Source organism: Erwinia aeris (assembly GCF_041224955.1).
GTDB lineage: Bacteria > Pseudomonadota > Gammaproteobacteria > Enterobacterales > Enterobacteriaceae > Erwinia > Erwinia aeris.
Map to the genome: position 1 here is coordinate 355,213 of NZ_JBGFFX010000001.1, position 26,848 is coordinate 382,060.

The window sequence follows — 26,848 nt, forward strand, 5'->3', positions numbered from 1 at the left end:
TAAAGAAAAATAAAATGACATCGGATAAATTTTATCTGATCAATTAAGGCAAGACCGTAACAAGGTTCTCGTGTTGGGGTTAGGCAACAGATGCCCCCCTAAATGAGGGGGGGCATCTAGAAATAAGCTCGTCTGGATGGTATAACTCTTGGTGATGATTAACATAATTTCCTTACCAAGGGTTATTATTAAGATGGTTGATTAAAAATAGCAACAGATGGTGAATGTGGCTGCCAGGATTTATTTGTAAGCCCTTAAAGTGATATGTTAAAGGATGTCTGTATCATATTAAAAAGAATACCGAAATTATTATTTTCTAAACTGACTGCCGGAGGTTGAAAATGAAGATGGAATTTCAAGTCAATGATATTCTTAAAGAATTTATTGAAGCGGCACTACACCATCTTGGTGAGCTAAAATGGGCTTACGTTATCCTTTCTAAAAAAAATCTGTCACGTATATTTCATGTTACTAATTACCCTGCTGAATGGGTGAAATACTATCAAGAAAATAGCCTGCAATACACCGATCCCGTGGTTATTACGGCTTTGAATCGTCTCACACCATTCTTCTGGGACGAGAAAATCAAGGTTGGAAACGATTTTGATTTATCAGGAATATTCGCCAAAGCAAAAAAGCATAGTGTCATTAATGGTTTTACCTGTGTTTTGCATGATTATAAAAATAACCTTGCCACTCTCTCTTTTATTATTGATCCTGAAAAAAAAGAAGAAATAAAATCCTGTCTCAATGAAAATAAAGCTCTCATCGACTTATTGCTTGCCACCGTCCATGAGAAATACTTAGCGCTTAATTCATTGCCAGATAACGAAGAGGAAACTGTATCTGGAACTGATCTTTTTACAGAAAGAGAAAATGAAGTATTGTATTGGACAAGTGTGGGGAAAACTTACCCTGAAACGGGAATGATTTTAGGTATTAAAACTACTACAGTGAAGTTTCATATGTCTAATATCGTTAAAAAGTTAGGCGTAACAAATGCAAGGCACGCAGTGCGTCTCGGCGTGGAACTTCAACTTGTGAGGCCAGTTAGATAAAAATTAAAGCTTATTAAGCACAAAAGGCCACTGTTCTAACAAAGTTTGAGGAAGTTTTTTTTCTTTATCAAGGATTTCCTCTTTTAATTTCCTACAACTTTCATCATCAATATGTCCTAATAATAAATGGACAGGCTCGCCCTTCTCTGACTGTCCTGTTTTCAGTTTTGTGATTTTCCAGCCTGATTGTTCAATGATTTGCATCATAGCATGACTGGCTACAGCAATGATGCCTTCATATTGGTGTTTCCGTGCAAAATTAATTAGCGATAAAAAAAGAATTTTAGTGACGGGGAAGTTATATTCTAATAGATTTCTGGTGCGCATTTTATCCACAAAAAAGCGTGTTGATTCAATATACTTTCCTTCCGGTATTTCGATATCTTTGAAAAAGCTAAAGAATGTTTTTTCAAGCATATTAGCATTACTCATAGGGATTATTCTTGTTCCGCATATTATTTCTTGATCGACAACACCAAGAATATAGTTTGTTTGTACATCATCAAACTGATCGTTTTCCATTCCATTTATACATGTCACAGCCCATCCAAGTCTGTCATAAAAAGTGCTTTTCCTTAGGGTATACAAATCAATTTTTGCCCTCGAAGAAAGATCTACATAGTTAATGCTATAAATATTAAACATAATGCTACCCGTATAAATTTTGAGTTTATATGCGGCAACACAATTTGATTTCCTGAGATGACGCCGAGACCTGAAAATGATAATGGTAATTATCATTTTTGCGAGTGATTTATGATGTAGAAAAAAAGATTTCATTCTTACAATAAGTTGCAGGACGAAGTGCAGATATTTTTCTGCATGGCAGGGGAGTTTAACGGTTATCAAAAGGATTGAGATTTAAAAATTTTTGAATTGATAACCGTAAGATTTTACGGAGATGTATTTTCTTTTAAGAAAAACTAAAGTATTAAACGTGGCTAATAAAAACACCTAAAAAATAACAAGCCGGTTACTAACCGGCTTACTAAATTACTTCAGCACGGCCAGCGCGGCGTCATAATCCGGCTCGGTGGCGATTTCATCGACCAGCTGGCTATGCAGCACCTTATCCTGCTCGTCCAGCACGACGACGGCACGCGCCGTCAGTCCTCTTAGCGCGCCGTCGTTAAGCGCCACGCCATACTCTTCTTTAAACGTCTCACCACGCAGGGTGGAAAGCGTAACCACGTTATTCAGGCCTTCCGCGCCGCAAAAACGCGACTGGGCAAATGGCAGATCGGAAGAAATGCACAGCACTACCGTGTTTTCTACCTTTCCGGCAAGCTCATTAAATTTACGCACCGAGGCGGCGCAAACGCCGGTATCCACGCTCGGGAAAATATTCAGCACCTTGCGCTTGCCCGCATAGTGCGAGAGCGAAACATCAGAAAAATCTTTAGCTACCAGCGTAAATGGTTTCGCGGTCTGGCCCGGCGTCGGCAGCTCGCCTGCCACGGCGACCGGATTGCCCTGAAAATGTACGGTCTGAGTCATAACTTTTCCTTATTAACGCGGTAAACGAATGTCTGAGTGTAAGCTATGGGGCTAAACTCCAACAGCGCTAAACACAACATTTCCCGCTTTATTGTCAAAATCCCCGTGGAATGGCTATGGTGTGGAAAGAATCATTGCTCTGCCAAAAGGAACCTTTAATGAGAAGTGTCAAAGTCTGGCCGGAAACCTGGCCGTTGCGCGCGCCTTTTGTTATCGCACGCGGCGGCCGCAACGAAGCGGACGTGCTGGTGGTGGAACTGGAGGAAGAGGGGATCGTCGGCACCGGCGAAGCCACGCCCTATGCGCGCTATGGTGAAACGGCGGCTTCAGTGCAGGCGCAAATCACGGCGCTGACCAAAGATCTGGAGCAGGGCATGACGCGTGAGCAGCTACAGCAGGCGTTACCCGCTGGCGCGGCGCGTAATGCTATCGACTCCGCGCTGTGGGATCTGGAAACCCGCAGGGCAAACAGCGATCTGTGGCGGATGACTCATGTTGTGCGTCCCGACGTGGTCGAAATGGCTCAGACCATCAGTATCGACTCGCCGGAAGTCATGGCCAGCGGCGCGCTGGCGCTGTGGCAGAACGGCGCGAAGGTGTTGAAAATCAAAATGGACAACGCGCTGATTACGGAACGGCTGGTGGCTATCCGCACCGCCGTGCCGGACGCCACGCTGATCGTCGATGCCAATGAGTCCTGGCACAGCGAAGGCCTGGCGGCGCGCTGTCAGCTGCTGGCGGATCTGGGCGTGGTGATGCTTGAGCAGCCCTTACCGGCGGCGGACGATGCGCTGCTGGCCAACTTTATCCATCCGCTGCCGATCTGCGCCGATGAAAGCTGCCACACCCGCGAAAGCCTGCCTCAGCTGGCGGGACGTTATGAAATGATTAACATCAAGCTGGATAAAACGGGCGGGCTGACCGAGGCGCTGGCGCTGGCCGCCGCCGCCAAAACGGCCGGGCTGGAGGTGATGCTGGGCTGTATGCTTTGCACCTCCAGAGCCATTCGCGCCGCGCTGCCGCTGGCCGGCACGGCCCGCTTTGTCGATCTGGATGGGCCTACCTGGCTGGCGCAGGACGTGACCGCCTTGCCGTTCCGCTGCGGCAGAATCGCGCTTTCAGAAAGTCTTACTCAATAGCTCGACCAGCGCGGTCAGATATTTTTCGCTGGCCTCGTCTGCCGAAACGGGCGGCAGCTCGGCGGTGATCACCGGCAGCCCCAAATCGGCGCACCAGCTGCCGAACGAGCCTGGCGTGGCGTAGCCGACAGACGTGACCAGCGGCAAGCCCATCTTTTCGGCCAGCCAGCGGCCCGCCTCGCTGTCGAGCGGATCCTCAATACAGGCCAGCGGCTCATGAAAGCTCACCACCCACGCCGGTTTGAGCTGATGGATCAGCGCACACAGCGCCTGCGTTTCCGGTTCTGATCCGGCGCTTTCCCCTGTGGAAAGCGTCACGTCTCGTTCATTCGCCGCGCTGTTCCAGCGATAAACTGTCTCGCCCGGCTGCCAGTTAGCCGCAGGAAAGTTACGGTTCAAATCCACGCCGCGCGCGTTTGCCCGTAGGCCAAGCTGGCAGCCGTCGGGATTAACCGCCAGCACCACGTGATGGCGACGATGCCTTTCGTGCAGCGTGCGCATGGCGCAGGAAAGGGTGATCACCGCCGCCGTTTCGTCGCCGTGTGTCCCGGCCAGGATCAGCCCGCTGGCATCATCCGCATTCGGTGCGGGAAACCAGAGCAGGGGGGCGCCCAGCACGCTGCTGCCATAGCGCAGGCGATCGGCCTCCAGCTTGCCGCGCCGGGGCCGTGGATGATTCTGAGGCATAGTGACTCCAGAGGATTTGTCTAAAAGCTTTTTATAGCAGACCCGGCGTACTCAAAGGAGGATGTTTTCCGTGTTGTGAACTGACGAGCCGGAAAATGCTGTAATTATCACAATCAGTTGCGCTAAAGTTCCCTCTAAATTCCGTTGCCCTGACTGAGGTATCCTGATGAGGAACGCTTTTCGTTTTACGCTGACGCTGCTGGCCCTGAGCGTCAGCGCTTCTCTCTGCGCCGCAGAGGTGCCGGCCGGCACCGAACTGGCCGCCCGCCAGGAAATCGTTCGGCATATCAAAGACGAACCCGCCTCGCTCGATCCCGCTAAGGCGGTAGGGCTGCCGGAAATCCAGGTTATCCGCGATCTCTTTGAAGGATTGACCAATCAAAACGCGCAGGGCGAAAGCGTGCCGGGCGTGGCGACCCAGTGGCAAACCACCGACAATAAAACCTGGATTTTCACGCTGCGTAAGGATGCCCGCTGGTCGAATGGCGATCCCGTGACCGCCAGCGATTTTGTTTACAGCTGGCGGCGGCTGGTCGACCCGAAAACCGCCTCCACCTTCGCCTGGTTTGCCGATCTGGCCGGGATCGCTAACGCCGCCGCTATCACCAAAGGCGAGATGACGCCCGATAAGCTGGGGGTTAGCGCGCTGGACGACCATCGGCTGAAAGTGACGCTGGACAAGCCCGTGCCTTACTTCGTCAGCCTGACCGCTAACTTCAGCCTCTATCCGGTGCCGCAAAAAGTAGTGGAGCAGCAGGGCTCTGCCTGGACGCAGCCCGACAGGCTGACAGGCAACGGCGCCTATAAATTGCAGGAAAGGGTGGTAAATGAAAAGCTGGTGCTGGTGCGCAACGATCGCTATTGGGATAACGCGCATAGCGTCATTAATAAAGTGACTTTCGTGCCCATCAACGAGGAGTCAAGCGCGACCAAACGCTATCGCGCGGGTGATATCGATATTACCGAATCTTTTCCTAAAAACATGTATGGCCTGCTGAAAAAGCAGATCCCTGACGAGGTGTATACGCCGGATCAGCTGGGCACTTATTACTACGCTTTTAACACGCAGAAAGGGCCGACGGCGGATGTGCGCGTGCGCAAAGCGCTTTCGTGGAGTATCGATCGCCGTATTATTGCGGAAAAAGTGCTGGGCACCGGCGAGAAACCCGCCTGGCATTTTACGCCGGACGTTACCAACGGCTTTAAGCCGCAGCCGGGCTTCCTGCAGCAGCATTCTCAGGCAGAGCTGGACGCTCAGGCTAAAACGCTGCTGGCGGCGGCGGGCTATGGGCCGACGCACCCGCTCAGCCTGACGCTGCTGTATAACAGCTCTGAAAACAATCAGAAGGTCGCCATCGCCGTCGCGTCTATGTGGAAGAAAAACCTGGGCGTTAACGTGAAGCTACAGAATCAGGAGTGGAAAACCTATATCGACAGCCGCAATAGCGGCAGTTTCGATGTGATCCGCGCTTCCTGGGTAGGCGACTATAATGAGCCTTCCTCTTTCCTGAGTCTGCTGACCGCCAGCCACAGCGGCAATATTTCGCGCTTTAAAGATACGGCCTATGACGACTTGCTGACCAAAGCGAGCCGGGAAACCAATGCCGGGATCCGTAATGAGAATTACAATCGGGCGGAACAAATCCTCGCGGATCGGGTGCCCATCGCGCCTCTTTATCAACTCTCTAACGGCCGCCTGATCAAGCCCTGGGTCAAAGGTTATCCGATAACGAATCCGGAGGATGTGGCGTACAGCCGGATGCTTTATATCGTTAAGCATAACTAAGTACGCGCCGGAGCAGCTGTCGCTCCGGCCATAGCAGGCGGCCTCTTCGCTAACGCTCAATAAACCAGCTAATCGTGCAGGTGCTTTACGCATCGTTATCGGATTGACGAGAGATAATAACGGACAGTGACTCCCCGTTATCAGGTGCTTTATGACTAAAATCGTTACGCTGCTTTCTTTACTAGTGCTGCTATCCGGCTGCGCGTTGAAACACTATCCTTCTTCACCCTCGGTGAGTGAAGTACAAAAAACGACTCTGGACTGCCCGGCAGTGCAAAAGGAAATTGCCAGCCAGCAGCAGGTACAGCAGCAGATTGATAAAACCGGCGAGTTCAGCGGGCTTACCGTACTGGGTTTTATCGGTGACTTCGGCATTGGCAACGGCGTGGCGAAAAGCCTGGCGCAGAAACATGCTGACCAGCGGATGATCCAGTTGAAACAACTGGAAAAAACCAAATGTTCCGCCACGCTGCCGGGCTGAAAAACGCGATTTACGAGAGATCTCACAGTTTCATCACGCAGCGCTTGAGCTACACCCGCAATGATCTATGGTAGCGGCTGGATTGCTACTGCTTCGCTGCAGGCAAAACCTGACATCGGCGCGATCCGACCGTCAGGTTTTTTTATTTGTGGGTAACTAAATGGATATTATCAAAGTACTCAATAACAACGTGGCGATAGTGCTGGATAAACAGGGCAAAGAGCAGGTCGTGATGGGGCGCGGGCTGGCCTTTCAGAAACGACCGGGCGAGCGGCTGGATCCCACGCGGGTGGAAAAAGTCTTTGCCTTGCAAAGCAGCGAGCTGACAGGGCGGTTAGCCGAGCTGCTGACGGAAATCCCGCCAGAGGTGCTTGCCGTCAGCGAATGCATTATCGCACAGGCGAGGCAGGCGCTGACCACCGCTCTGCATGAAAGCGTGGCGATTGGTCTGACCGATCATATCCACTTCGCGCTTCAGCGCCAGCAGCAGCAAATTCCCTTGCGCAACGTACTGCGTTGGGAGATCCGCTCGCTTTACCCTAAAGAATATGAGCTTGGCCTGGCGGCGCTGACGATTATTGAGAAGCGGCTGGGCGTGCGTCTTGAAGAAGATGAAGCTGGTTTCATTGCGCTGCATCTGGTTAACGCGCAGCTGCATAGCGCGATGCCGGAGGTACACGCCATCACGCGGTTTATGCAGCAAATTTTGGATATCGTGAAATATCATCTGCAGATCGAATATCAGCCCGACTCGCTGAGCTATAACCGCTTTGTCACCCATCTTAAGTTCTTTGCCCAGCGGATGTTGGGGAAAAACGGCGTGGTCAGCGACGACCGCTCGCTGCACGACGTGGTGCGCAACCGCTACCCACAAGCCTATCGCTGCGTTGAGAAGATCGACCGCCATATCGTAAAAAATTATGCCTATACGCTGGGAACGGAAGAGCGCATGTTTCTGACCATTCATATTGAGCGGGTCAGAAAAGAGACGCTGGCCCTGAAGAGCATGAGGATGAGGCGTAAGCTCGCAGGGAAGGCCTGACAAAGAGCAGGGCGACGAAATCTGGTATCGGGATACCGGGCCGCGGCTTATAGTAAGCATTATCAGTTATGCCTTACGTGCTATGGATTACAGGCTACAGATTTCAAACCTTATCAGGGCTGCTTACAAATCCACTATCAGAGAACGCCGCCTGAAGTCTCCCATACCGGCGGAAAATTCATCGCGGCGTGCCGATGTTTTTAATCAGAAAGTAATAACCGTTTTTACTCCTCTTACCCAGGCGTCCTGCGTTTCCCGTAAAGCACCGGGACGGTGCCAGTATTGCACTACTGGCTGAACCTCCAACCACGAGGTCGCACGCAGGCGATAGTAGAGCTCGGCGTTGACGGTGTGACCAGGAAGAGGGTGATAAAGCGCATCGACATAGTCATGTGTTCCCTGTAGCTCGTTAAGGTATTGCTGGTTCCGGCGGTAATCCTTGCTTATTTCAATCCATGTAGCGCCCAGTCCCAGCCAGTCATCGGGCCGTGCATCGGCCAGGCCGTGATAGCGTAACGAAACGGCTGCGACCCGATGCAGCAGGTTACTGCGCCTATCGCTTAAACTCATACTGAATGAAGAGCTCAGCCCGCGGGTGGCATCGTCTTTGTGTCGGGTAAGCTGCTGGTTAAAGCCGCCGTACAGAAACCAGGTTCGATGATGGCTACGATAACCTTCCGCATCGTCAGCGCCGGTAGCCTGGGACTTTCCGGCATAAAAATCGGTTTGCGGCGCATTGGTAAACAGCAGGCCCAGGTTATAAATTCCGGGCAGGTTATTTATGCGAGTTTTTATTTCCAGCTCCAACGGCAGCACCACGCCTTTGCTGCCTCTGGTTGACCCGCTCCAGGCATGGCCGCGCGACTCAGCATTTGGGTTCTGCTCCATTATGCCGCCTTTTAAGGTCAGCTCATCGTTAAGTTTATATTGCAGCGTGGTTCCCCAGTAATGCACGTTCCAGTTATACCAGGTAAAAGAGTTAGCTGATTTGCCGCCGCACTGCGAAAGTAGCTGAAAGTCACAGGGGATTATTTGATCGAAATCCTGCACCTTGTTCATCATACCAATGCGCCAGTGCAGACGGCGATCGTGAAAGGTCCGGGCGAAAGTTAACCAGCCCAGACGGGTGATGGAACCCCGGCCAGAGCTTTCCTGAGCAATATCGTTAGCGCTGACCCTGGGATCCTGTAATCGTTTAAAGGTCAGGCTGTCATCGTGATTGCGATTAACAATATTGCCCTCGATTTTGGCATCGGCAATATTCGTCAGGTCTTCAAGATCCTGCCCGAACGTCAGCGAAAACTGATCGATATAGGCTGCATGACGATCGTGGTTGTAACCACCGGCAGCATTATAAGCAACCTGACTTAAATAGCCGAGGTTGAAATGGAAACCATCCGCCTCCAGAACCGGTCTTACCCCACCCATATCGCCGAGCAGCCCTGGCGTGGAAGGAACAAAGCCCAGAGCCTCTCCTTGCCAGGCTTCGCTGGCGTAAGCGGGCGGGCCTGAAACCATCAGGCCAAAAACGATTGGCGTAATGAGCGTTCTGACTTTAAAGGTGTAAGCGATCTTTCTCATCCGTTATTCCTTTAACCGATTCAGGCAGGCTATTAACGACATTGCCGGAAGGCGTTAACTGCCCTCCGGATTGAGCATGTCCGGCCTGGATTTATTCACCGCTGGCTCAGAGAGGCACCCTGGGTTTTTATAACCTCGCGATACCACCAAAAACTCTTTTTGGGCCTGCGCGCCAGCGTACCGTTTCCCTGGTCGTCGCGATCGACATAGATAAAACCGTAGCGTTTGGAAAACTCGGCTTTCGAGGCGCTCACTAAATCAATTGGCCCCCAGCTGGTATAGCCCCAGACCTCCACGCCGTCTTTAATGGCTTCACGCACCTGCACCAGATGATCGTTCAGATAAGCGATGCGATAATCGTCGTTGATTGCGCCATCCGCTTCTGCCTTATCCCTGGCGCCCAGGCCGTTCTCCACGATAAACAGCGGCTTTTGATAGCGATCGGCAAGCATATTCAGCAGCAGCCGCAGTCCCTGCGGGTCGATCTGCCATCCCCATTCAGAGGCGGGAAGATGTGGGTTCGGCACCATATCCAGCACGTTGCCACGCGCCAGGGCCGCTGTTTTATCCGCCGTGGCGCAGCCGCTCATGTAATAACTGAAGGAGATAAAATCAACGGGTTCGCGCAGATCGATGTTGTCCTGCTCGCTGATAGCTATTTCGATACCTTGCTGTTTAAAAAAGCGTGCCATATAGGGTGGGTAAGCGCCGCGCGCCTGTACATCGCCAAAGAACAGCCATTCACGATTTTTTTGTAGCGCTTCGAGCATATCTTCAGGACGGCAGGTCAGAGGATAAAGCAGGCCGCCCAGCAGCATATTGCCGATTTTGCCTTCAGACACAATTTGATGGCAGGCTTTTACTGCCCGTGCGCTTGCCACCAGCTGATGGTGAATGGCCTGGTATATCGCCTGCCTGCTGCTGTTTTCCGGCAGGCCTACGCCGGTGAAAGGCGCATGCAGTGACATATTGATCTCATTAAAGGTGAGCCAGTATTTTACTTTGTGCCTGTAGCGCTCAAATACCGTGCGGGCATAGCGTTCAAAAAAAACAATTGTTTGACGGTTGCCCCAGCCGCCGTAGTTGCTGACCAGGCCGTAGGGCATTTCGTAATGCGAAAGCGTCACCATCGGCGCAATATTATATTTAGCCATCTCGTCAAACAGGCGATCGTAAAAAGCCAGTCCGGCCTCGCAGGGTTGCTCCTCGTCGCCCTGTGGGAAAATGCGTGTCCAGGCGATGGAGATGCGTAACACCGTGAAGCCCATTTCGGCGAACAGCCGGATATCTTCCGGATAGCGATGATAAAAATCGATGGCAATATCCTTGATGTTAAAATCGCCCGGCTGGCGCGCAACGCGTTCGCCAAAAATGCCGTGCGGTTGCAGATCGGAGGTCGACAGGCCTTTACCACCTTCCCGCCATGCTCCCTCAACCTGATTAGCGGCCATCGCGCCGCCCCAAAGAAAGTTTTGTGGAAATGTATGCATAATTGCTCCTTAAGCAGTTACATAATCAGCTTCAGCAACGCGCCGTTTTCCGCTACCTGTTCCCGATCGCTGGCGGGAAGCACGTCAAGATAGTCGTCGCTGTTGCTGATGATGACGGGCGTGGTCAGGTCATAACCGGCTTCACGCAGAGCCGGAAGATCGAACTCAATGAGTAGCTCCCCACGGCGCACCGGCTGATCCTGCGCCACGTGAACGATGAAATAGTTGCCGTTCAGCTGTACCGTATCCAGCCCGACGTGGATCAGCAGCTCCACGCCGTTTTCGGCGATCAGGCCAATCGCGTGTCCGGTGCGAAACAGCGAAGCCACGCGACCGTCCAGTGGGGAAACGACACGACCGCAGTCGGGCACAATCCCTACGCCTTTCCCCAGCAGGCCGCTGGCAAAGGTTTCGTCGGCGATCTGTTCCAGCGGCACTACTTTGCCGCTTAGCGGGCTGGTCAGGGTAAAGGTGTGCGTCAGCTTTTCCGGGGGAGGCTCCGGCGTCGCATCGACGAGGGTTTCGGTTTCCTGCTGTGGAGCAAGACCGAAAAAGTAAGTGGCGACGGCCGCAAAAATCAGCGACAGCAGGGCCCCTGCCAGCACGGCATAAACGGTGATATCAATGCCCGTTTTAGGCACGCTCTGAAAAATCGTAAAGATGCTGGCCAGTCCAAACGAATAAACGCTGGCATGGTAAAAACCGATCAGCGCCGCGCCCAGCGCGCCGCCGATACAGCCAAAGATAAAGGGACGGCGGTTAGGCAGAGTGACGCCATAAACCGCCGGCTCGGTAATGCCAAAAATGGTGGCGCTGAAGGCGGAAGCGGCAATGCCTTTCAGCCTGCGATCGCGGGTTCGCAGCAGCACGCCCAGCGTCGCGCCGCTCTGGCCCATTACGGCGGCGAACAGCAGCGGCATCATAAAGTCCTGGCTATGCATGCTGAGGTTATTAATCATCAGCGGCACCAGCCCCCAGTGCAGGCCAAAAATAACCAGCACCTGCCAGAAACCGCCGAGGAAAAGCCCGGCGATCAGCGGACTCAGGGCGTAAATCCACAGATAGCCGTCAGCCAGCTGGTTACTGAGCCAGGTGGCGACCGGACCGATAACTAAAAAGCTCAGCGGTACCACCACCCCCAGACAAAGCAGCGGCGTAATAAAATTCCGGATGGCATCCGGCAGGCGCGAATTAACCATTTTCTCCAGCAGGCTGGCGACCCAGGCGGCGAGTAAAATGGGGATCACCGACGAAGCGTAATTGATAAGGATCAGAGGAACGCCGAAAAAGGAGAGCGGCGCTTCGCCGCTTTGCGCCTGATTAAAGGCTTCCAGCATTAAGGGATGCACCAGCGCAGCCCCAATCGCCATCGACGTAAAAGGGTTGCCGCCGAATTTTTTACCGGCACAGTAGCCGAGCACGAGGGGGAAAAAATAAAACAGCGCATCGCTGGCGACGAAAAGAACCCGATAGCTGCCGCTCTGCTCCTGCAGCAGCCCGATCGCCAGCGCCAGCGCCAGCAGGCCTTTCAGCACGCCGGAAGCGGCCATTACGCCAAGGAACGGGGTGAAAATGCCCGAAACGATATCGATAAAACGATTAAAGAGAGACAGTTTTACGGGCGCAGCGGCAGCCTGTTCGCCTTCACTTAAGCCGCCTTCGCTCAACAGCGCCTGATAGACGTCGCCGACATGATTGCCTATCACCACCTGATACTGACCGCCGCTCTCGACGATCGTAATAATTCCCGGATTGTTTTTTAGCGAGGCCGTATCGGCCAGCGCTACGGATTTAAGCCTGAAGCGCAGTCGGGTCGCGCAGTGTACCAGTGACGCTATGTTTTCCCGGCCGCCCACGCCTTGCAGAATTTGTTGGGCCAGCTGCTGATAGTTCATAAAACGCTCCCTGCACCTTCGCCTTAACTGAAAAAAACCAAAAAAAAACCTGAACCGCTTATTTTCGCCACGGGCATGAAAATAAGCGGTTCAGGTTTTGCCTGCGTAGACAGTGACAACCCTGATTAGCATTCAGGATAGTTTCTTAAAGGCGAACAAATAACAAGCATCGGCGATGGGTTGATGACTGAATCGTGAGGCGGATCGAGTTTTATTTGCACACTGACACGCTTTTTAACCTGTGTGCTCAGAAAGGAGGTTTTGCATTGGCATTCGCGCAGGCTAGACTGTATCGCATTGATTATGCTGCGAGGAAAGGTTGTGGAAAGCATAGCAGGCAAGGCCTTACAGGTATCGGACGCCATTATTTCCTGCCAGCTGGACGGAAAGGGCGGACTGATCCCGATTGATGATAAAGACGTAATTCACTGTGACAAGCCCTGCTGGCTGCACCTGAATTACACCCACCGGGAAAGCGCAGAATGGCTGATGTCCACGCCGCTGCTCCCGGATGCCGTGCGTGACGCCCTGGGCGGCGACAGTATGCGCCCAAGAGTCAATCGTCTGGGCGACGGAACGATGATTACGCTGCGCAGCGTCAACCTGAATACCGAATCGCGTCCCGATCAGCTGGTGGTTGTGCGGGTATTTATTAATGACCGGCTCATTGTTTCTACCCGCCAGCGTAAGGTGTTCGCTATTGATGAAGTGCTGACCGATCTGCAAAACGGCAACGGCCCGACCAACGGCGGCGGCTGGCTGGTGGACGTTTGCGACGCCTTAACCGATCACACCAGCGAGTTTATTGAGGACCTACACGATAAAATTATCGAACTGGAAGATGCGGTAGTCGATCAGCAGGTGCCGCCCAGAGGCGAGCTGGCGCTGATCCGTAAACAGCTGATTATTATGCGGCGCTATATGGCACCTCAGCGCGACGTATTTTCGCGTATCGCCAGTGAAAGGCTGCCGTGGATGAGCGATGACGATCGACGACGCATGCAGGATATCGCCGACAGGCTGGGTCGTGGGCTGGACGACCTGGATGCCAGCGTGGCGCGCACGGCAGTCTTGTCGGATGAGATCAGCACGGTGATGGCGGAAGCGATGAACCGTCGTACCTATACCATGTCGCTGCTGGCGATGGTCTTTTTACCGACAACCTTTCTCACCGGCCTGTTTGGCGTCAACCTTGGCGGCATCCCGGGCGGCGAGTGGCGCTTCGGCTTTGCCACCTTCTGCTTTTTGTTAGTGGCGCTGGTGCTTGGCGTTGCCTGGTGGTTACGTCGCCGTAAATGGCTGTAATTTACCGCCACTCTGCCGCGATAAAGCGCAAAAAGGGGCAATAAAGCTGATCGATATCAATAAAAGGAGCAGACGGCTGGGGCAAACTCTTTCTCGCAGGTGAATGCAACGTCAAGCGATGGGCGTTGCGCTCCATATTGTCTTACTTCCTTTTTTGAATTACTGCATAGCATTTTTAATTCATACAGGCCGGCGTAAGCCGGCTTTTTTTTGCCCGTTTGCCAGCGCTGGCGGTGGTGCCTATGCTTACAGTTCACCTTATGTTCGAGGAGGAAGATATGCTGTCCGACTACGTAATGGATACACCAAGAGCTTCCGATCCGGTGCCGACCGATCCCGTACCGATTCCCGATCCTATTCCAACACCGCAGCCGATGCCCGATCCGCCGCCTGATATGCCGGATCCCATCACCGATCCGCCGCCGCACATGTAGCACGGCCAGGCCGGTTAACATCGCCGGCCTTTTTTGCAGCTGACGGCCGCTTCCCGAATATTTCCACCTCTGTTAAAAACCCGTATAATCCGCGACAGTCCAACGCTCAACCAGGAAACCCGCCGCCGGTTTGTCCGCTCGGCGTAATAAGTATTTATGAATCAGACTGATACAAGAAAAGAGACGCTCGAATTCAACAAGTTGCAAAAGCGCCTCAGAAGAAACGTCGGCAACGCCATCATTGATTACAACATGATTGAAGAGAATGACGTGGTGATGGCCTGCATGAGCGGCGGTAAAGATTCCTTTGCCATGCTGGATATTTTGCTGGGTCTGCAAAAGGTTGCGCCCGTGAAGTTTGAGGTGGTCGCCGTGAATCTCGACCAGAAGCAGCCTGGTTTTCCCGAGCATATTTTGCCAGAGTACTTCGAGAGCCTGAATATCCCTTACTATATCGTGGATAAAGACACTTACTCTGTTGTAAAAGAGAAAATTCCCGAAGGCAAAACCACCTGTGGGCTTTGTTCAAGACTGCGCCGCGGCACGCTCTATTCTTTTGCAGAACGCATCGGCGCCACCAAAATCGCGCTGGGCCACCATCTTGATGATATTGTGGAAACCCTGTTTCTGAATATTTTTCACGGCGCGCGCATGAAGGCAATGCCGCCCAAGCTGCGTTCCGACGATGGCCGCAATGTGGTTATCCGGCCGCTGGCCTACTGCCGCGAAAAAGATCTGATCGCCTATTCTGAACAGAAAGACTTCCCGATTATTCCCTGCAACCTTTGCGGATCGCAGGAAAACCTACAGCGTCAGGCGATTAAAGCAATGCTTGCCGAGTGGGATAAAAAAGAGCCGGGACGCGTGGAAAGCGTATTCAAATCGCTGCAAAACGTCAGTCCAAGCCAGCTGGCGGATCGCAATCTGTTCGATTTCGTCAATCTGCCGTTGGATCGCGAAGGCGAAAGAGAGGAGTACGCTTTTACCGAAGCGACGGTTTCCTCTACCAACATTGATAAAGCGATGTTTATCGACGTCACCAATATCTGAGTAAGCCGGGGAGGCCGCTCCCTGTCGTTAACCGTGCAGCGGAAGCCGCGCCTGCTTTTTCAGCCGCTGCTTTTGCTGCCCGTGCATCCCTTCGTCGGCCCGGCACACAATTCCCTCCGCGGCAGTAACGTCCGCCAGCGCTTTTCTGCTACACTCAGCGGCAATTTCCCCTCCGGTTTTTCAGAGAGTAATTTGTGAGCGCTTTTTCAACCCTGACTTCCCTGCCAGCCAGCCAGATCGCCAATCTGAACGAGCTGGGCTACCACACCATGACCCCCATTCAGGCCGCATCGTTACCGGCGATCCTGGAAGGTCGCGACGTCCGCGCGCAGGCAAAAACGGGCAGCGGCAAAACGGCCGCTTTCGGCCTCGGCGTGATGCAGCGCATCGACGCCACGCAGTTTGTTACCCAATCGCTGGTGCTTTGCCCGACGCGCGAGCTGGCCGATCAGGTCACCAAAGAGCTGCGTCGCCTGGCGCGTTTTACCGCCAATATCAAAATTCTGACCCTGTGCGGCGGCCAGCCGATGGGCGCCCAGCGTGATTCGCTGGTGCATGCGCCGCATATCGTCGTCGGCACGCCGGGGCGTATTCTGGATCATCTGAAGCGTGAAACCTTGCAGCTGGGCCAGCTAAGTACGCTGGTGCTGGACGAAGCCGACCGCATGTTAGAGATGGGCTTCCGCGATGATATCGACGCCATTATCAGCTACACGCCGCCCGCGCGTCAGACGCTGCTGTTCTCCGCGACCTGGCCGCAGGATATCGCAAAGATTAGCCAGCGTGTTCAGCGCGATCCGCTGAGCGTGGAAACAGATGTGGTCAGCGATTTGCCAGCGGTTGAGCAAACTTTTTATGAAGCCGGCTCGCGAGAGAAACTGCCGGCGTTAATCGGCCTGCTTAGCGATAAGCAGCCGTCTTCCTGCGTGGTGTTCTGCAACACCCGACGCGAATGCGACGATATCGCCGCCGCGCTGGAAGGGCAGCAAATCAGCGCGCTGGCGCTGCATGGCGATTTGGAACAGCGCGACCGCGACCAGGTGCTGATCCGTTTTGCCAACGGCAGCTGTCGCGTGCTGGTGGCTACGGATGTCGCCGCGCGCGGACTGGATATTAAAGCGCTGGCAATGGTGGTCAACTATCAGCTTTCGTACGATCCGGAAGTGCACGTGCACCGCATTGGCCGTACGGCCCGCGCGGGTGCGGAAGGGTTGGCGATCAGTCTGGTTGCGCCGGACGAGATGATCCGCGCCCACGCGCTGGAAGACTTTTTACAGCAGAAGCTGAGCTGGCGCAGCGTGTCGGAGCTGAAAAGCGTGGCGCCTCGTCCGCTACCGGCGGAAATGGCGACGCTGAGCCTGGACGGCGGGCGTAAGGCAAAAATCCGCCCTGGCGATATTCTGGGCGCGTTAACCGGTGAGGCAGGGCTGAGCGGCGACGCTATCGGTAAAATCGATATTGGCCCAACGCAGGCGTATGTCGCTATCCGTCAGAGCAGCGCGCGCCAGGTGATGAAGCAATTGCAGCAGGTGAAAATCAAAGGGAAAACCTGCCGCGCCCGACTTTTGAAGTAGCGGCGCCGGCAGGCCCGGAACACCCTGAACAGGGTGTTCTTGCTTCAGAACTTCAGCACTTCCGGCGGCTGCGCCACCAGAGGTTCGGCATCGGCCATCAGCGTTTTAAAGTGCGGCTGATTGCCATGCGTCTCTACGGCCTGCGCGTCCTGCCAGGTTTCGTGAAAAAGGAACACGTTGCCGTCTTCTACGCTGCGGTACAGGTCATAATGAATACAGCCTTCTTCCGCGCGTGCCGGCTTAACGCCCGCGTTTAGCACTTTCTTCAGTTCGTCTGCTTTACCTGCTCTGGCGGTAAACTTCGCCACGATACGCACATGTTTGTCGCTCATTTTATTCTCCTTAGATAAAACCCGGTGTAAGGCCGTTTCCGTTCGACAGGATTAGCCGCCGAAGAGAGAAAGACATCATGCCATAAATTGCTTAATCCTTCAGGTCGTTACGCTATTTATTCAGCCAGGCTTTAGTGTCAACGCACGTAATGCCAACAGCTAAAAGTCGACGAAGGTGACAACGTCACGCTTATGCTCAGCTTCAGGCGGGCGCCAGGTTCATCCTGGTGACACTGTCACTACTGTCTGCGTTGATGACCTTATTGGTAAAATCAGACCAGCGGCTATTGCCATTCATTATTTTTAATTTAGTAAATATTCGTGACTGCGCTCGACCCTGACGGCATCCTGACATATGCTGACCCACGCCTAAGTCCTTCTTCCGGAGTTTTCTGATGAGAGCAGCGATATTTCTGCTTGCTGGTTGCGTCCTGCTTACCGGCTGTAGCCACGATAACGAGCCACCGCAGCAGGCTACCAGCGCCCACGTGCCGCCTAAAGTTGTGATGTCCGATTTGGCCGCCAGCGCCTGCTCCGACGCCGGGGGAACGCTGGCGCTTTCGCGCCAGCTGGATGGAAGTGCTGTAGGCATGTGCCAGCTGGCCAACGGGCGTCGCTGCGGCGAAAGCGCGCTAGCCAGCGGCAGCTGCGCTCGCTAAAAAGCGGCGTTAGCCCGTCAGCTCGTTATCGCAGAGTTCGCCTTTTTCAAGCTGTTGCAGATTTTGCAAGGTGGTCGCGGCGATGCTGGTCAGGGCTTCTGCCGTCAGGAAAGCCTGATGGCCGGTGAACAGAACATTATGGCAGGCGGACAGGCGACGGAAGATATCGTCCTGAATAACGTCATTAGATTTATCTTCGAAAAAAAGATCGCGTTCGTTTTCGTAAACGTCCATACCCAGCGAGCCGATCTTCTGCATTTTTAGCGCGTCAATCGCCGCCTGAGAATCGATCAGGCCGCCACGGCTGGTGTTGATAATCATCACGCCATCTTTCATCTGCTGGAAAGCCGCCATGTTCAGCAGGTGATTGTTTTCGGGCGTTAGCGGACAGTGTAGTGAAATCACATCCGATTCCCTGAACAGCGTTTTGATATCGACGTAGGTAGCGCCCAGCTCCAGCGCCTGCGGATTAGGATAGGGATCGAAAGCCAGCAGCCGCATACCGAATCCTTTCAGGATACGCAGCGTGGCAAGGCCGATTTTGCCCGTACCGATAATACCGGCGGTGCGGCCGTGCATATTGAAGCCGATTAGGCCTTCCAGCGAGAAGTTGGCGTCGCGGGTTCGCTGGTAGGCCCGGTGAATACGGCGGTTCAGCGTCATCATCATACCAACGGCGTGTTCCGCCACGGCTTCAGGCGAGTAGGCCGGCACGCGTACCACTTTCAATCCCAACGCTTTTGCCGCGTCCAGATCGACGTTATTAAATCCGGCACAGCGCAGCGCGATATATTTGACGCCCAGCGACGCCAGTTCCTCCAGCACCTCGCGGCCGCCATCGTCGTTGACGAAAATGCAGACGCCATCGCAGCCGGCCGCCGTCTTCGCGGTGCGCGAGGTCAGCAGGAAATCAAAATATTCCAGCTCAAATCCATAGCTTTCGTTAACCTGCTCAAGGTATTTCCGGTCGTACTGTTTGGTACTGTATACCGCAAGTTTCATGCATGATCTCCTGTATCCGTCAGACAGCTCTCCCTTAACAATACTTTGCATTGGGCGGCTAGTCAGCCAATGGCAGGCAATATTTGTTCGGCAGGTGAATAATTACCCGCTAAAATCTTCTCGCGGCGCGCAGGACGTGCCATGATTTACGCCTTAACCTAAGGAATAGATTGACGTATGAGCCGGGGCTGGAAGCTATTTATTATCGCCATCGCAGCGGCTGCGGTTTTAAGCGGCGCCGGGCTGCTGACGCTGAGCTGGTGGCTGCCGCGGCTGGCGGGCTTCTGGCTGCCCGCTGCCACCACGGTCAGGCTGGATGGCAACCCCCGCTGGCGTTCAGGCGCCTTGTGGCTGCCCGGCCTTCGCTATCGCACAGGCGACTGCGAGCTGGCAAAGGCGAGCAACGTGACGCTGGGAAGAGCCGCAGGCCGCTGGACGCTGGGCGCGACGCTGCTTGAAGTCAACAGCGCCTGTTTCAGCAAGCTGTCAACAAGCAGCGATCAGCCTGCCGCGCCGCGTTCGCTGGCGGAGTGGCAGTCAATGTTGCCAAAAGCAGACGTTGCCATTGAGCGCGTCAGCCTGCTTCCCTGGCAAAGCTGGGCGGGAGCGCTGCGGCTCAACCTCGATCCGCAACGGCAGCTTATTCACTGGCAGGGCGAAAACCTTTCGTTACGGGCCGTGCTGGCGGGCCAGCAGCTGGATGTACAGTCGCTGGCGCTTAGCGTAGCGGGCATGACCGATCCCATCACCATGAACGGTTTGCTGACGCTGCCGAAAATACCTGACCGGCTGCCGGATAGCGGCGAGCTGGCGGCCACGCTGAAAACGGCAAGCGTTCCACAGCCGCTGCGGGCCAGCCTCAACTGGCAGCAGAACAGCGGTACGCTGAGCCTCAGGGCGCAGGATCTGAAGGAGCCGCTGCTGCTGCTGCCGTGGCGGGTTTCGGCACAGCAAATTGCGATTAGCCAGGGCAAATGGCGCTGGCCCTGGGCCGCACAACCGGTGTCGGGCGGCGTGACCCTGATGCTAAAGGATTGGCGGCAAGGGCTGCCGGGTATGGAAGTCACAGGTCGACTCAACGTGCTGACGCAGGGACGCGGCGGCAAAGGCAACGTCGTGCTGTCAGTAGGGCCGGGCCATCTGGACTGGACGCAAAGCCAGCTGCCGTTTCGCCTGACGGGCGAAAGCAAACTGGCGCAGCTGCTATTTTTCGCCGGCATTCCCGGCAAGCTACAAGGCCCGCTGCTTGATCCCGTGCTGCGCCTTCAGCCCGGCGCGCTGTTGCGGATGCGCGGGCGTCTGCTTTCTACGCTGGAAGTGGACGAAGCGCGCTGGCCGCTTTCCGGCGTGGCGGTCTCTTCAGCGGGCATTGAAGGACGGCTCCAGGCCATTCTTAGCGCGCACGATACCCAGATGGGACGGTTCCGCCTTCATCTGGACGGCCGCGCCACGGGATTCTGGCCGGATAAAGGCCGCTGGCGATGGCGCTATTGGGGCGACGGGCTGATGGCACCGCTGGCGGCCAAATGGGATGTAAAAGGGTGTGGAAGCTGGCAGGATCGGCAAATCGAACTCGCTTCTTTGTCCACAGGATTCGATAAAATTCGCTACGGCGGGGTAACAATGGCCGCGCCCAGGTTAACGCTGGTGGAACCAGTTCGCTGGCTACGCGACGAGAAAATCCCCGCTTTTAGCGCAAGCTTGCGGCTCAACGCGCAGCGCACCAGCCTCGACAGCGGCGGTTATCTGCCGCCCGCAGAGTTAATGCTTGACCTCAACGGTAGCGATCCCGCTCGTTTCCTCTATAAGGGCAAACTGACCGCCGATCCGGTCGGCCCGGTACGGATACAGGGCCGCTGGGACGGTACGCGGCTGCGTGGCCAGGCCTGGTGGCCGCAGCAGTCGCTAAGGGTTTTCCAGTCACTGTTGAACGACGATCTGAAAATGTCTGTTCGCGGCGGCACGCTGAAAGCTCAGGTCGCTTTTTCAGCGGCGGCGGATCAGGGTTTTGCCGCAGGCGGCCACTGGGTGGTCAGCGATGGCAGCGTGCGCACGCCGGATAACCAGTTTACCGGCATCGATTTCTCTTTGCCGTTCAGGCTGCAAGCGGGCCAGTGGTACTTTGGCGCCAAAGGCCCGGTTTCGCTGCGCATCAAGGCAATTAAAAACCAGTTTGCGCTAAAAAATATTCGCGCCGATCTTCAGGGCTGGTATCCGTGGAGCACCGCCCGGCCGCTGCGCTTGAGCAACGTCGGGGTGGAGGTGCTGGGCGGCGAGCTGAGTTTGCTTAGCCTTCAGCTACCGCAAACCGAAGCGGCCACGCTACGGCTGAAAGCTATCAGCATGAGCGAGCTGGTAACGGCCATTCAGCCGAAAAAAATCGCCATGTCCGGCCGCGTTGACGGCGCGCTGCCGCTGTGGCTGCAAAACTCTGCCTGGCTGGTCAAAGAGGGCTGGATCACCAACAGCGGCCCGCTGACGCTGCGGCTGGATAAAGATTTCGCCGACGCGCTGGCTTCCGGTAATATTGCCACCGGCGCGGCGATGGACTGGCTGCGCTATATGGAAATTTCCCGCAGTCGGGCCACGCTGAATATTGATAATAAAGGCGAGATGACCATGACGGCGCAGGTCAACGGCACCAGCCGCTTCAGCGATAAAAATCAGCACGTCTCGCTGCACTACACGCAGCAGGAAAATATTTTTCAGCTGTGGCGTAGCCTGCGCTTTGGTGACAATTTGCAATCCTGGACAGAGCAGCACGCCACGCTGTCAGCACAAGGAAAAACCGAATGAAAACAGCTCTGCCGATCCTCGCGGGGATGCTGCTCAGCGGCTGCGTGCCCCGTATTGAGGTCGCTGCCCCAAAAGAGCCGATTACCATCAATATGAACGTGAAAATCGAGCATGAAATCGTGATTAAAGCGGACAAAGACGTGCAGACGCTGCTGAAAAACGGCGAAGATGCGCCGCTGCGGCAATAAAAAAGCAGCCGGGCGGCTGCTTTTTCAGGCGAGATCTGAGGAAAAGATCAGGCGTTAACCAGCTGGTTCAGCGTGGCTTTCGCTTCTTCGCTGGCTTTGGTGGCCGCTTCCGGGCCGTATGCCATGCCTTCAGCGTAAACGAACTGTACGTCGCTCAGACCCAGGAAGCCCAGGAACAGCTTCAGGTAAGGCGTTTGCAGATCGGCTGGCGTATCTTTATGGATGCCGCCGCGGCTGGTGATCACAATTACTTTTTTACCGACGATCAGACCTTCCGGGCCTTTCTCGGTGTAGCGGAAAGTTACGCCGGCGCGGGCAATCAGGTCAAAGTAGTTTTTTAATTGCGTCGGGATGTTGAAATTGTACATCGGCGCCGTAATAACAACGGTATCCACAGACTGAATTTCAGCAATCAGCTCGTCGGAAAGCGCCAGGGCTTCCTGCTGACGCGGCGTCAGAGCAGCATCGGAAGGACGCAGCGCGCCGACCAGTTCGCCGTCCAGTACCGGAATCGGATTTGCAGCCAGATCGCGGATCACGATCTCATCGCCGCTGTGCGCCGCTTTCCACTCTGCAACAAAGTGATCGGCCAGCTGGTTGGACTGTGAGTAGCCTGCGAGAATGCTCGATTTCAGTACTAAAACTTTGCTCATAATGAATTTCCTTTGTTATGCGGATGTGTCCGCTCAATGACTTACACTCTATTGGCAAATCAGCCGTAGGGATAGTGCAATATTCTGAAGCCCGTGTTCGAATTTACTGAACAAGGTTAGCGCGCCGCAGCCGTAGCTAAGTGGTTGTCTGTGCTACAATACGCAAAATTTTTTATTCATACTTTATTGTTTGCCAGCCTGCTGGCGATTAGCGAGCTTTTTTATGTCTGATACTCCCCGTACGCCTTTAACGACGCTGGCGCCGCGCCTGGACGCGCTGATGCTCAGAGATCGTCAGCGGCTGCAAAAGCGCCTGCACGGCGCAAAAAAAGTGAAGAACCCTGCGGCTCAGCAGGCGATAGCCGATGAGCTGAGCGGCGAAATCGCCGCGGCGGAACAGCGCGTGGCGCTGCGGAAAGCGGCCACGCCGACCATCCGCTACCCGGAAAACCTGCCGGTCAGCCAGAAGAAACAGGAAATCGCCGAGGCTATTCGCGATCACCAGGTGGTGATTGTGGCAGGCGAAACCGGCTCGGGGAAAACCACCCAGCTGCCGAAGATTTGCATGGAGCTGGGCCGGGGCATCACGGGGCTGATTGGTCACACCCAGCCGCGTCGTCTGGCGGCGAGAACGGTGGCCGATCGCATTGCGGCCGAGCTGGAAACCTCGCTCGGCGGCTGCGTGGGCTACAAGGTGCGCTTCAACGATCAGGTCAGCGAAACGACGCAGGTCAAGCTGATGACCGACGGTATCCTGCTGGCGGAAATCCAGCAGGATCGCCTGCTGATGCAGTACGACACCATCATTATTGATGAGGCGCACGAGCGCAGCCTGAATATCGACTTCCTGCTGGGCTATCTGCGCGAGCTGCTGCCGCGCCGTCCTGATTTAAAGATTATCATTACCTCGGCCACTATCGATCCGCAGCGCTTTTCCCGGCACTTTCACCATGCGCCGGTGATTGAAGTCTCCGGCCGCACTTATCCGGTCGAAGTGCGTTACCGGCCGATTGTGGAAGAGGCGGACGACACCGAACGCGATCAGCTACAGGCGATTTTTGACGCGGTGGACGAGCTGGGTCAGGAAAGCCGTGGCGATATCCTGATCTTTATGAGCGGCGAAAGGGAAATTCGCGACACCGCCGATGCGCTGAACCGTCGCGATCTGCCGCATACGGAGATCCTGCCGCTCTATGCGCGCCTTTCCAACGCCGAACAGAATCGCGTCTTCCAGTCGCACAGCGGCAGGCGCATCGTGCTGGCGACCAACGTGGCGGAAACGTCGCTGACCGTGCCCGGTATTAAGTACGTTATCGATCCCGGCACGGCGCGTATCAGCCGCTACAGCTTCCGCACCAAGGTTCAGCGTTTGCCGATTGAGCCGATTTCCCAGGCGTCGGCAAACCAGCGTAAAGGACGCTGCGGCCGCGTTTCCGAGGGCATCTGTATCCGCCTTTATTCGGAAGAGGATTTTTTAAGCCGTCCGGCCTTTACCGATCCGGAAATTTTGCGCACCAATCTGGCCTCGGTCATTCTGCAAATGACCGCGCTGGGCTTGGGCGATATCGGCGCGTTTCCTTTTGTGGAAGCGCCGGACAAACGCAATATTCAGGATGGCGTTAAGCTGCTGGAAGAGCTGGGCGCGATAACCCTGGACGACCAGCACTACAAGCTGACGCCTTCCGGCCGTTCGCTGGCGCAGCTGCCGGTCGATCCGCGCCTGGCGAAAATGGTGCTGGAGGCGCAAAAATACGCCTGTACCCGCGAAGTGATGATTATCACTGCCGCGCTTTCAATTCAGGATCCGCGCGAGCGCCCGGTAGAGAAACAGCAGGCATCCGACGAGAAACATCGCCGTTTTGCCGACAAAGATTCCGATTTCCTCTCTTTCGTCAATCTGTGGAACTACCTTCAGGAGCAGCAGAAAGCGCTGTCGTCCAGCCAGTTCCGACGCCTGTGCAAAACGGACTACCTGAACTATCTGCGCGTGCGCGAATGGCAGGATATCTATACTCAGCTGCGGCAGGTGGTGCGCGAGCTGGGTATTCCGCTGAACAGCGAACCGGCGGATTTCCGGGGCGTGCATACCGCGCTGCTGACCGGGCTGCTTTCCCATATTGGTCAGAAAGACGTCGAGAAGCAGGAGTACTCCGGCGCGCGCAACGCCCGCTTCTCGATTTTCCCCGGCTCCGGCCTGTTTAAAAAGCCGCCGAAGTGGACGATGGTCGCTGAACTGGTGGAAACCAGCCGTCTCTGGGGCCGTATTGCCGCCCGTATCGAGCCGGAATGGATCGAGCCGCTGGCGCAGCATCTGATTAAACGCAGCTACAGCGAGCCGCACTGGGAGAAAGGCCAGGGCGCCGTGATGGCCAGTGAAAAAGTCACGCTGTACGGCCTGCCGATCGTAGCGGCGCGCAAGGTCAACTACGGCCCGATCGATCCGGTGCTGTCGCGCGAGCTGTTTATCCGCCACGCGCTGGTGGAAGGCGACTGGCAGACGCGTCACGCCTTCTTCCGCGCCAATCTTAAACTGCGTGAAGAGGTGGAAGAGCTGGAGCATAAATCGCGCCGACGCGATATCCTGGTGGATGACGAGACGCTGTTTACCTTTTATGACCAGCGTATTCCGCACGAGGTGATTTCCGCCCGGCATTTCGACAGTTGGTGGAAAAAGGCGAGCCGCGAGCAGCCCGAGCTGCTTAATTTTGCTAAAGAGATGCTGATCCGCGAAGGCGCTGAGAACATCAGCAAGCTGGATTACCCTAACTTTTGGCAGCAGGGCAACCTGAAGCTGAAGCTGAGCTACCAGTTCGAGCCGGGAACCGATGCGGATGGCGTTACGGTGCATATCCCGCTGCCGCTGCTGAATCAGGTTGAGGAAAAAGGCTTCGAGTGGCAGATCCCCGGCGTGCGGCGGGAGCTGGTTATCGCGCTGATTAAGTCGTTGCCAAAACCGTTACGCCGTAACTTTGTGCCCGCGCCGAATTACGCCGACGCTTTTCTGGCGCGCGCCACGCCGCTGGAGCTGCCGCTGGTGGACGCGCTGGAGCGCGAATTCCGTCGGATGAGCGGCGTCACTATCGACCGTGAGGCCTGGCAATGGGATCAGGTGCCCGATCATCTTAAAATGACTTTCCGCGTGGTGGACGAACATAACCGCAAGCTGGCGGAAGGACGCGATCTCGCCGCGCTGAAAGAGCAGCTGAAGGCCAAAGTGCAGGAAACGCTGTCGCTGGTGGCGGATGACGGGCTGGAGCAGAGCGGCCTGCATATCTGGAGCTTCGGCGATCTGCCAGACCATTTCGAGCAGAAGCGCGGCAGCTACAGCGTGAAGGCATGGCCCGCGCTGGTGGATGAAAAAGAGAGCGTGGCGATCCGGCTGTTTGATTCCGAGCACGAGCAGAAAAAAGCGATGTGGCGCGGTCAGCGCAGGCTGCTGCTGCTCAATATCCCTTCGCCGATTAAATATCTGCATGAAAAGCTGCCGAACAAAGCCAAGCTGGGGCTTTACTTTAACCCTTATGGCAAAGTGCTGGATTTGATAGATGACTGCATCGCCTGCGGCGTGGACAAGCTGATTGCCGAATATGGCGGCCCGACCTGGCAGGAAGAGGGCTTCCGCCAGCTGCATGAAAAAGTGCGAGCGGAGCTGAACGAAACCGTGGTGGAAATAGCCAAAAAGGTCGAGCAGATCCTGACGGCGGTGTTTGCTATCAACAAGCGGCTGAAAGGGCGCGTGGATATGACGATGGCGCTGGCGCTTTCCGATATCAAAGCGCAGATGAACGGCCTGGTATATCGCGGTTTCGTTACCGGCAACGGCTGGAACAAGCTTGCCGACACCCTTCGCTATTTGCAGGCTATCGAGCGCCGTCTGGAAAAGCTGCCGGTCGATCCGCACAGCGACCGCGCCAGAATGGTCAAGATAGAGAAAGTTCAGCAGGCCTGGCAGGGGTGGTTTAACAAGCTGCCGCCGGTTCGCCGCGATGATGAGGATGTAAAAGAGATCCGCTGGATGATTGAAGAGCTGCGCGTCAGCTATTTCGCTCAGCAGCTGGGCACGCCTTATCCGGTTTCGGAAAAGCGTATTCAGCAGGCGATGGATGAGATAGTGCTCTGAGATTAACTCGTCCGCAGGCAATACAGGCCAGCGGACGCTCTTAAACTTAAATAGCTGTTGCTAAAAGAATTAGCAGTAA

General features: G+C 55.0%; 22 protein-coding genes. 13 read left to right on the forward strand and 9 right to left on the reverse strand.

Annotated elements, in window-relative coordinates; genetic code table 11:
• Nucleotides 1–341 precede the first annotated feature (341 nt).
• Nucleotides 342–1,058 carry a LuxR family transcriptional regulator gene (locus AB6T85_RS01825; RefSeq protein WP_301729489.1) on the forward strand — a complete coding sequence of 239 codons (717 nt, stop codon included), beginning with the start codon at nucleotides 342–344 and terminating at the stop codon, nucleotides 1,056–1,058.
• 3 nt (nucleotides 1,059–1,061) lie between these two features.
• On the opposite strand, the gene AB6T85_RS01830 is transcribed toward AB6T85_RS01825, so the two are convergent.
• On the reverse strand, nucleotides 1,062–1,703 hold the full coding sequence (locus AB6T85_RS01830) for an acyl-homoserine-lactone synthase (RefSeq protein ID WP_253453913.1): 642 nt from the start codon (nucleotides 1,701–1,703) through the stop codon (nucleotides 1,062–1,064).
• Nucleotides 1,704–2,051: 348 nt separating this feature from the next.
• A complete protein-coding gene (gene tpx, locus AB6T85_RS01835) occupies nucleotides 2,052–2,555 on the reverse strand; it encodes a thiol peroxidase (protein WP_253453915.1) in 504 nt (167 codons plus the stop codon).
• 158 nt (nucleotides 2,556–2,713) lie between these two features.
• On the opposite strand from tpx, the gene ycjG reads away from it, so the two are divergent.
• Entirely contained in the window at nucleotides 2,714–3,694 is a 981-nt protein-coding gene (gene ycjG, locus AB6T85_RS01840) for an L-Ala-D/L-Glu epimerase (RefSeq protein ID WP_253453917.1), read from the forward strand.
• Here the strand turns inward: ycjG and mpaA are convergent.
• Nucleotides 3,674–4,381 carry a murein tripeptide amidase MpaA gene (gene mpaA, locus AB6T85_RS01845; protein WP_125287670.1) on the reverse strand — a complete coding sequence of 236 codons (708 nt, stop codon included), beginning with the start codon at nucleotides 4,379–4,381 and terminating at the stop codon, nucleotides 3,674–3,676. The two genes, ycjG and mpaA, sit on opposite strands and share 21 nt — an antisense overlap.
• A 166-nt stretch (nucleotides 4,382–4,547) precedes the next feature.
• On the opposite strand from mpaA, the gene AB6T85_RS01850 reads away from it, so the two are divergent.
• The 3 genes from AB6T85_RS01850 (at nucleotide 4,548) to licT (ending at nucleotide 7,690) form a co-directional block, all read left to right on the forward strand.
• Entirely contained in the window at nucleotides 4,548–6,167 is a 1,620-nt protein-coding gene (locus tag AB6T85_RS01850; protein ID WP_369894670.1) for a peptide ABC transporter substrate-binding protein, read from the forward strand.
• A 151-nt stretch (nucleotides 6,168–6,318) separates the two neighbouring features.
• Complete coding sequence (locus AB6T85_RS01855) at nucleotides 6,319–6,648, forward strand: hypothetical protein (protein WP_253453922.1); 330 nt, start codon at nucleotides 6,319–6,321, stop codon at nucleotides 6,646–6,648.
• 160 nt (nucleotides 6,649–6,808) lie between these two features.
• Nucleotides 6,809–7,690, forward strand: a complete 882-nt coding sequence (licT, locus tag AB6T85_RS01860; RefSeq protein WP_369894671.1) for a BglG family transcription antiterminator LicT — start codon at nucleotides 6,809–6,811, stop codon at nucleotides 7,688–7,690.
• Between the two features lie 204 nt (nucleotides 7,691–7,894).
• Here licT and AB6T85_RS01865 read toward each other — a convergent pair whose 3' ends face one another.
• The 3 genes from AB6T85_RS01865 to bglF form a co-directional block, all read right to left on the reverse strand.
• Complete coding sequence (locus AB6T85_RS01865; protein WP_369894826.1) at nucleotides 7,895–9,208, reverse strand: carbohydrate porin; 1,314 nt, start codon at nucleotides 9,206–9,208, stop codon at nucleotides 7,895–7,897.
• Between the two features lie 158 nt (nucleotides 9,209–9,366).
• The gene (gene ascB / locus AB6T85_RS01870; protein WP_369894672.1) at nucleotides 9,367–10,761 is read right to left on the reverse strand and encodes a 6-phospho-beta-glucosidase; all 1,395 of its coding nucleotides are present in this window, start codon (nucleotides 10,759–10,761) and stop codon (nucleotides 9,367–9,369) included.
• 17 nt (nucleotides 10,762–10,778) lie between these two features.
• Complete coding sequence (gene bglF, locus AB6T85_RS01875; protein ID WP_369894673.1) at nucleotides 10,779–12,656, reverse strand: PTS beta-glucoside transporter subunit IIABC; 1,878 nt, start codon at nucleotides 12,654–12,656, stop codon at nucleotides 10,779–10,781.
• A 321-nt stretch (nucleotides 12,657–12,977) separates the two neighbouring features.
• Here bglF and zntB point away from each other — a divergent pair, with 321 nt between their 5' ends.
• From zntB to dbpA, 4 genes are all read left to right on the forward strand, one after another.
• Nucleotides 12,978–13,961 carry a zinc transporter ZntB gene (zntB, locus tag AB6T85_RS01880; RefSeq protein ID WP_253453929.1) on the forward strand — a complete coding sequence of 328 codons (984 nt, stop codon included), beginning with the start codon at nucleotides 12,978–12,980 and terminating at the stop codon, nucleotides 13,959–13,961.
• 242 nt (nucleotides 13,962–14,203) lie between these two features.
• Complete coding sequence (ynaL, locus tag AB6T85_RS01885; RefSeq protein ID WP_301251677.1) at nucleotides 14,204–14,395, forward strand: proline-rich small protein YnaL; 192 nt, start codon at nucleotides 14,204–14,206, stop codon at nucleotides 14,393–14,395.
• Between the two features lie 156 nt (nucleotides 14,396–14,551).
• Nucleotides 14,552–15,445: a tRNA 2-thiocytidine(32) synthetase TtcA gene (gene ttcA, locus AB6T85_RS01890; protein ID WP_369894674.1), complete on the forward strand. Its 894-nt coding sequence runs from the start codon at nucleotides 14,552–14,554 to the stop codon at nucleotides 15,443–15,445.
• Nucleotides 15,446–15,639: 194 nt separating this feature from the next.
• Entirely contained in the window at nucleotides 15,640–17,019 is a 1,380-nt protein-coding gene (dbpA, locus tag AB6T85_RS01895; protein ID WP_301251679.1) for an ATP-dependent RNA helicase DbpA, read from the forward strand.
• A gap of 44 nt (nucleotides 17,020–17,063) precedes the next feature.
• On the opposite strand, the gene AB6T85_RS01900 is transcribed toward dbpA, so the two are convergent.
• Nucleotides 17,064–17,351 carry a putative quinol monooxygenase gene (locus tag AB6T85_RS01900; protein WP_253453937.1) on the reverse strand — a complete coding sequence of 96 codons (288 nt, stop codon included), beginning with the start codon at nucleotides 17,349–17,351 and terminating at the stop codon, nucleotides 17,064–17,066.
• 395 nt (nucleotides 17,352–17,746) lie between these two features.
• Between AB6T85_RS01900 and AB6T85_RS01905 the strand changes: the two genes are divergently transcribed.
• Nucleotides 17,747–18,010: a putative hemolysin gene (locus tag AB6T85_RS01905; protein ID WP_125287660.1), complete on the forward strand. Its 264-nt coding sequence runs from the start codon at nucleotides 17,747–17,749 to the stop codon at nucleotides 18,008–18,010.
• Between the two features lie 9 nt (nucleotides 18,011–18,019).
• Here AB6T85_RS01905 and AB6T85_RS01910 read toward each other — a convergent pair whose 3' ends face one another.
• Nucleotides 18,020–19,012 carry a 2-hydroxyacid dehydrogenase gene (locus tag AB6T85_RS01910; protein ID WP_301729496.1) on the reverse strand — a complete coding sequence of 331 codons (993 nt, stop codon included), beginning with the start codon at nucleotides 19,010–19,012 and terminating at the stop codon, nucleotides 18,020–18,022.
• A gap of 177 nt (nucleotides 19,013–19,189) precedes the next feature.
• Between AB6T85_RS01910 and AB6T85_RS01915 the strand changes: the two genes are divergently transcribed.
• Both AB6T85_RS01915 and AB6T85_RS01920 read left to right on the forward strand, forming a co-directional pair.
• Nucleotides 19,190–21,808, forward strand: coding sequence for a YdbH family protein (locus AB6T85_RS01915; RefSeq protein ID WP_369894675.1), 2,619 nt, complete (start codon nucleotides 19,190–19,192; stop codon nucleotides 21,806–21,808).
• On the forward strand, nucleotides 21,805–21,996 hold the full coding sequence (locus AB6T85_RS01920) for a YnbE family lipoprotein (protein WP_253453943.1): 192 nt from the start codon (nucleotides 21,805–21,807) through the stop codon (nucleotides 21,994–21,996). The genes AB6T85_RS01915 and AB6T85_RS01920 overlap by 4 nt, the downstream gene beginning before the upstream one ends.
• Before the next feature lie 47 nt (nucleotides 21,997–22,043).
• Here AB6T85_RS01920 and AB6T85_RS01925 read toward each other — a convergent pair whose 3' ends face one another.
• Complete coding sequence (locus AB6T85_RS01925; protein WP_253453945.1) at nucleotides 22,044–22,649, reverse strand: FMN-dependent NADH-azoreductase; 606 nt, start codon at nucleotides 22,647–22,649, stop codon at nucleotides 22,044–22,046.
• A 223-nt stretch (nucleotides 22,650–22,872) separates the two neighbouring features.
• Between AB6T85_RS01925 and hrpA the strand changes: the two genes are divergently transcribed.
• Nucleotides 22,873–26,769, forward strand: a complete 3,897-nt coding sequence (gene hrpA, locus AB6T85_RS01930) for an ATP-dependent RNA helicase HrpA (RefSeq protein WP_369894676.1) — start codon at nucleotides 22,873–22,875, stop codon at nucleotides 26,767–26,769.
• Nucleotides 26,770–26,848 lie beyond the last annotated feature (79 nt).

Coding starts and splice junctions, on each gene's coding strand:
- mpaA (WP_125287670.1), bottom strand. CDS start 4,381: ATGCCTCAGAATCATCCACGGCCCCGGCGCGGCAAGCTGGAGGCCGAT.
- tpx (WP_253453915.1), bottom strand. CDS start 2,555: ATGACTCAGACCGTACATTTTCAGGGCAATCCGGTCGCCGTGGCAGGC.
- AB6T85_RS01865 (WP_369894826.1), bottom strand. CDS start 9,208: ATGGTTTCAGGCCCGCCCGCTTACGCCAGCGAAGCCTGGCAAGGAGAG.
- AB6T85_RS01920 (WP_253453943.1), top strand. CDS start 21,805: ATGAAAACAGCTCTGCCGATCCTCGCGGGGATGCTGCTCAGCGGCTGC.
- AB6T85_RS01825 (WP_301729489.1), top strand. CDS start 342: ATGAAGATGGAATTTCAAGTCAATGATATTCTTAAAGAATTTATTGAA.
- licT (WP_369894671.1), top strand. CDS start 6,809: ATGGATATTATCAAAGTACTCAATAACAACGTGGCGATAGTGCTGGAT.
- AB6T85_RS01900 (WP_253453937.1), bottom strand. CDS start 17,351: ATGAGCGACAAACATGTGCGTATCGTGGCGAAGTTTACCGCCAGAGCA.
- AB6T85_RS01905 (WP_125287660.1), top strand. CDS start 17,747: ATGAGAGCAGCGATATTTCTGCTTGCTGGTTGCGTCCTGCTTACCGGC.
- ynaL (WP_301251677.1), top strand. CDS start 14,204: ATGCTTACAGTTCACCTTATGTTCGAGGAGGAAGATATGCTGTCCGAC.
- AB6T85_RS01850 (WP_369894670.1), top strand. CDS start 4,548: ATGAGGAACGCTTTTCGTTTTACGCTGACGCTGCTGGCCCTGAGCGTC.
- bglF (WP_369894673.1), bottom strand. CDS start 12,656: ATGAACTATCAGCAGCTGGCCCAACAAATTCTGCAAGGCGTGGGCGGC.
- AB6T85_RS01855 (WP_253453922.1), top strand. CDS start 6,319: ATGACTAAAATCGTTACGCTGCTTTCTTTACTAGTGCTGCTATCCGGC.
- ycjG (WP_253453917.1), top strand. CDS start 2,714: ATGAGAAGTGTCAAAGTCTGGCCGGAAACCTGGCCGTTGCGCGCGCCT.
- AB6T85_RS01915 (WP_369894675.1), top strand. CDS start 19,190: ATGAGCCGGGGCTGGAAGCTATTTATTATCGCCATCGCAGCGGCTGCG.
- hrpA (WP_369894676.1), top strand. CDS start 22,873: ATGTCTGATACTCCCCGTACGCCTTTAACGACGCTGGCGCCGCGCCTG.
- ttcA (WP_369894674.1), top strand. CDS start 14,552: ATGAATCAGACTGATACAAGAAAAGAGACGCTCGAATTCAACAAGTTG.
- AB6T85_RS01910 (WP_301729496.1), bottom strand. CDS start 19,012: ATGAAACTTGCGGTATACAGTACCAAACAGTACGACCGGAAATACCTT.
- AB6T85_RS01925 (WP_253453945.1), bottom strand. CDS start 22,649: ATGAGCAAAGTTTTAGTACTGAAATCGAGCATTCTCGCAGGCTACTCA.
- ascB (WP_369894672.1), bottom strand. CDS start 10,761: ATGCATACATTTCCACAAAACTTTCTTTGGGGCGGCGCGATGGCCGCT.
- AB6T85_RS01830 (WP_253453913.1), bottom strand. CDS start 1,703: ATGTTTAATATTTATAGCATTAACTATGTAGATCTTTCTTCGAGGGCA.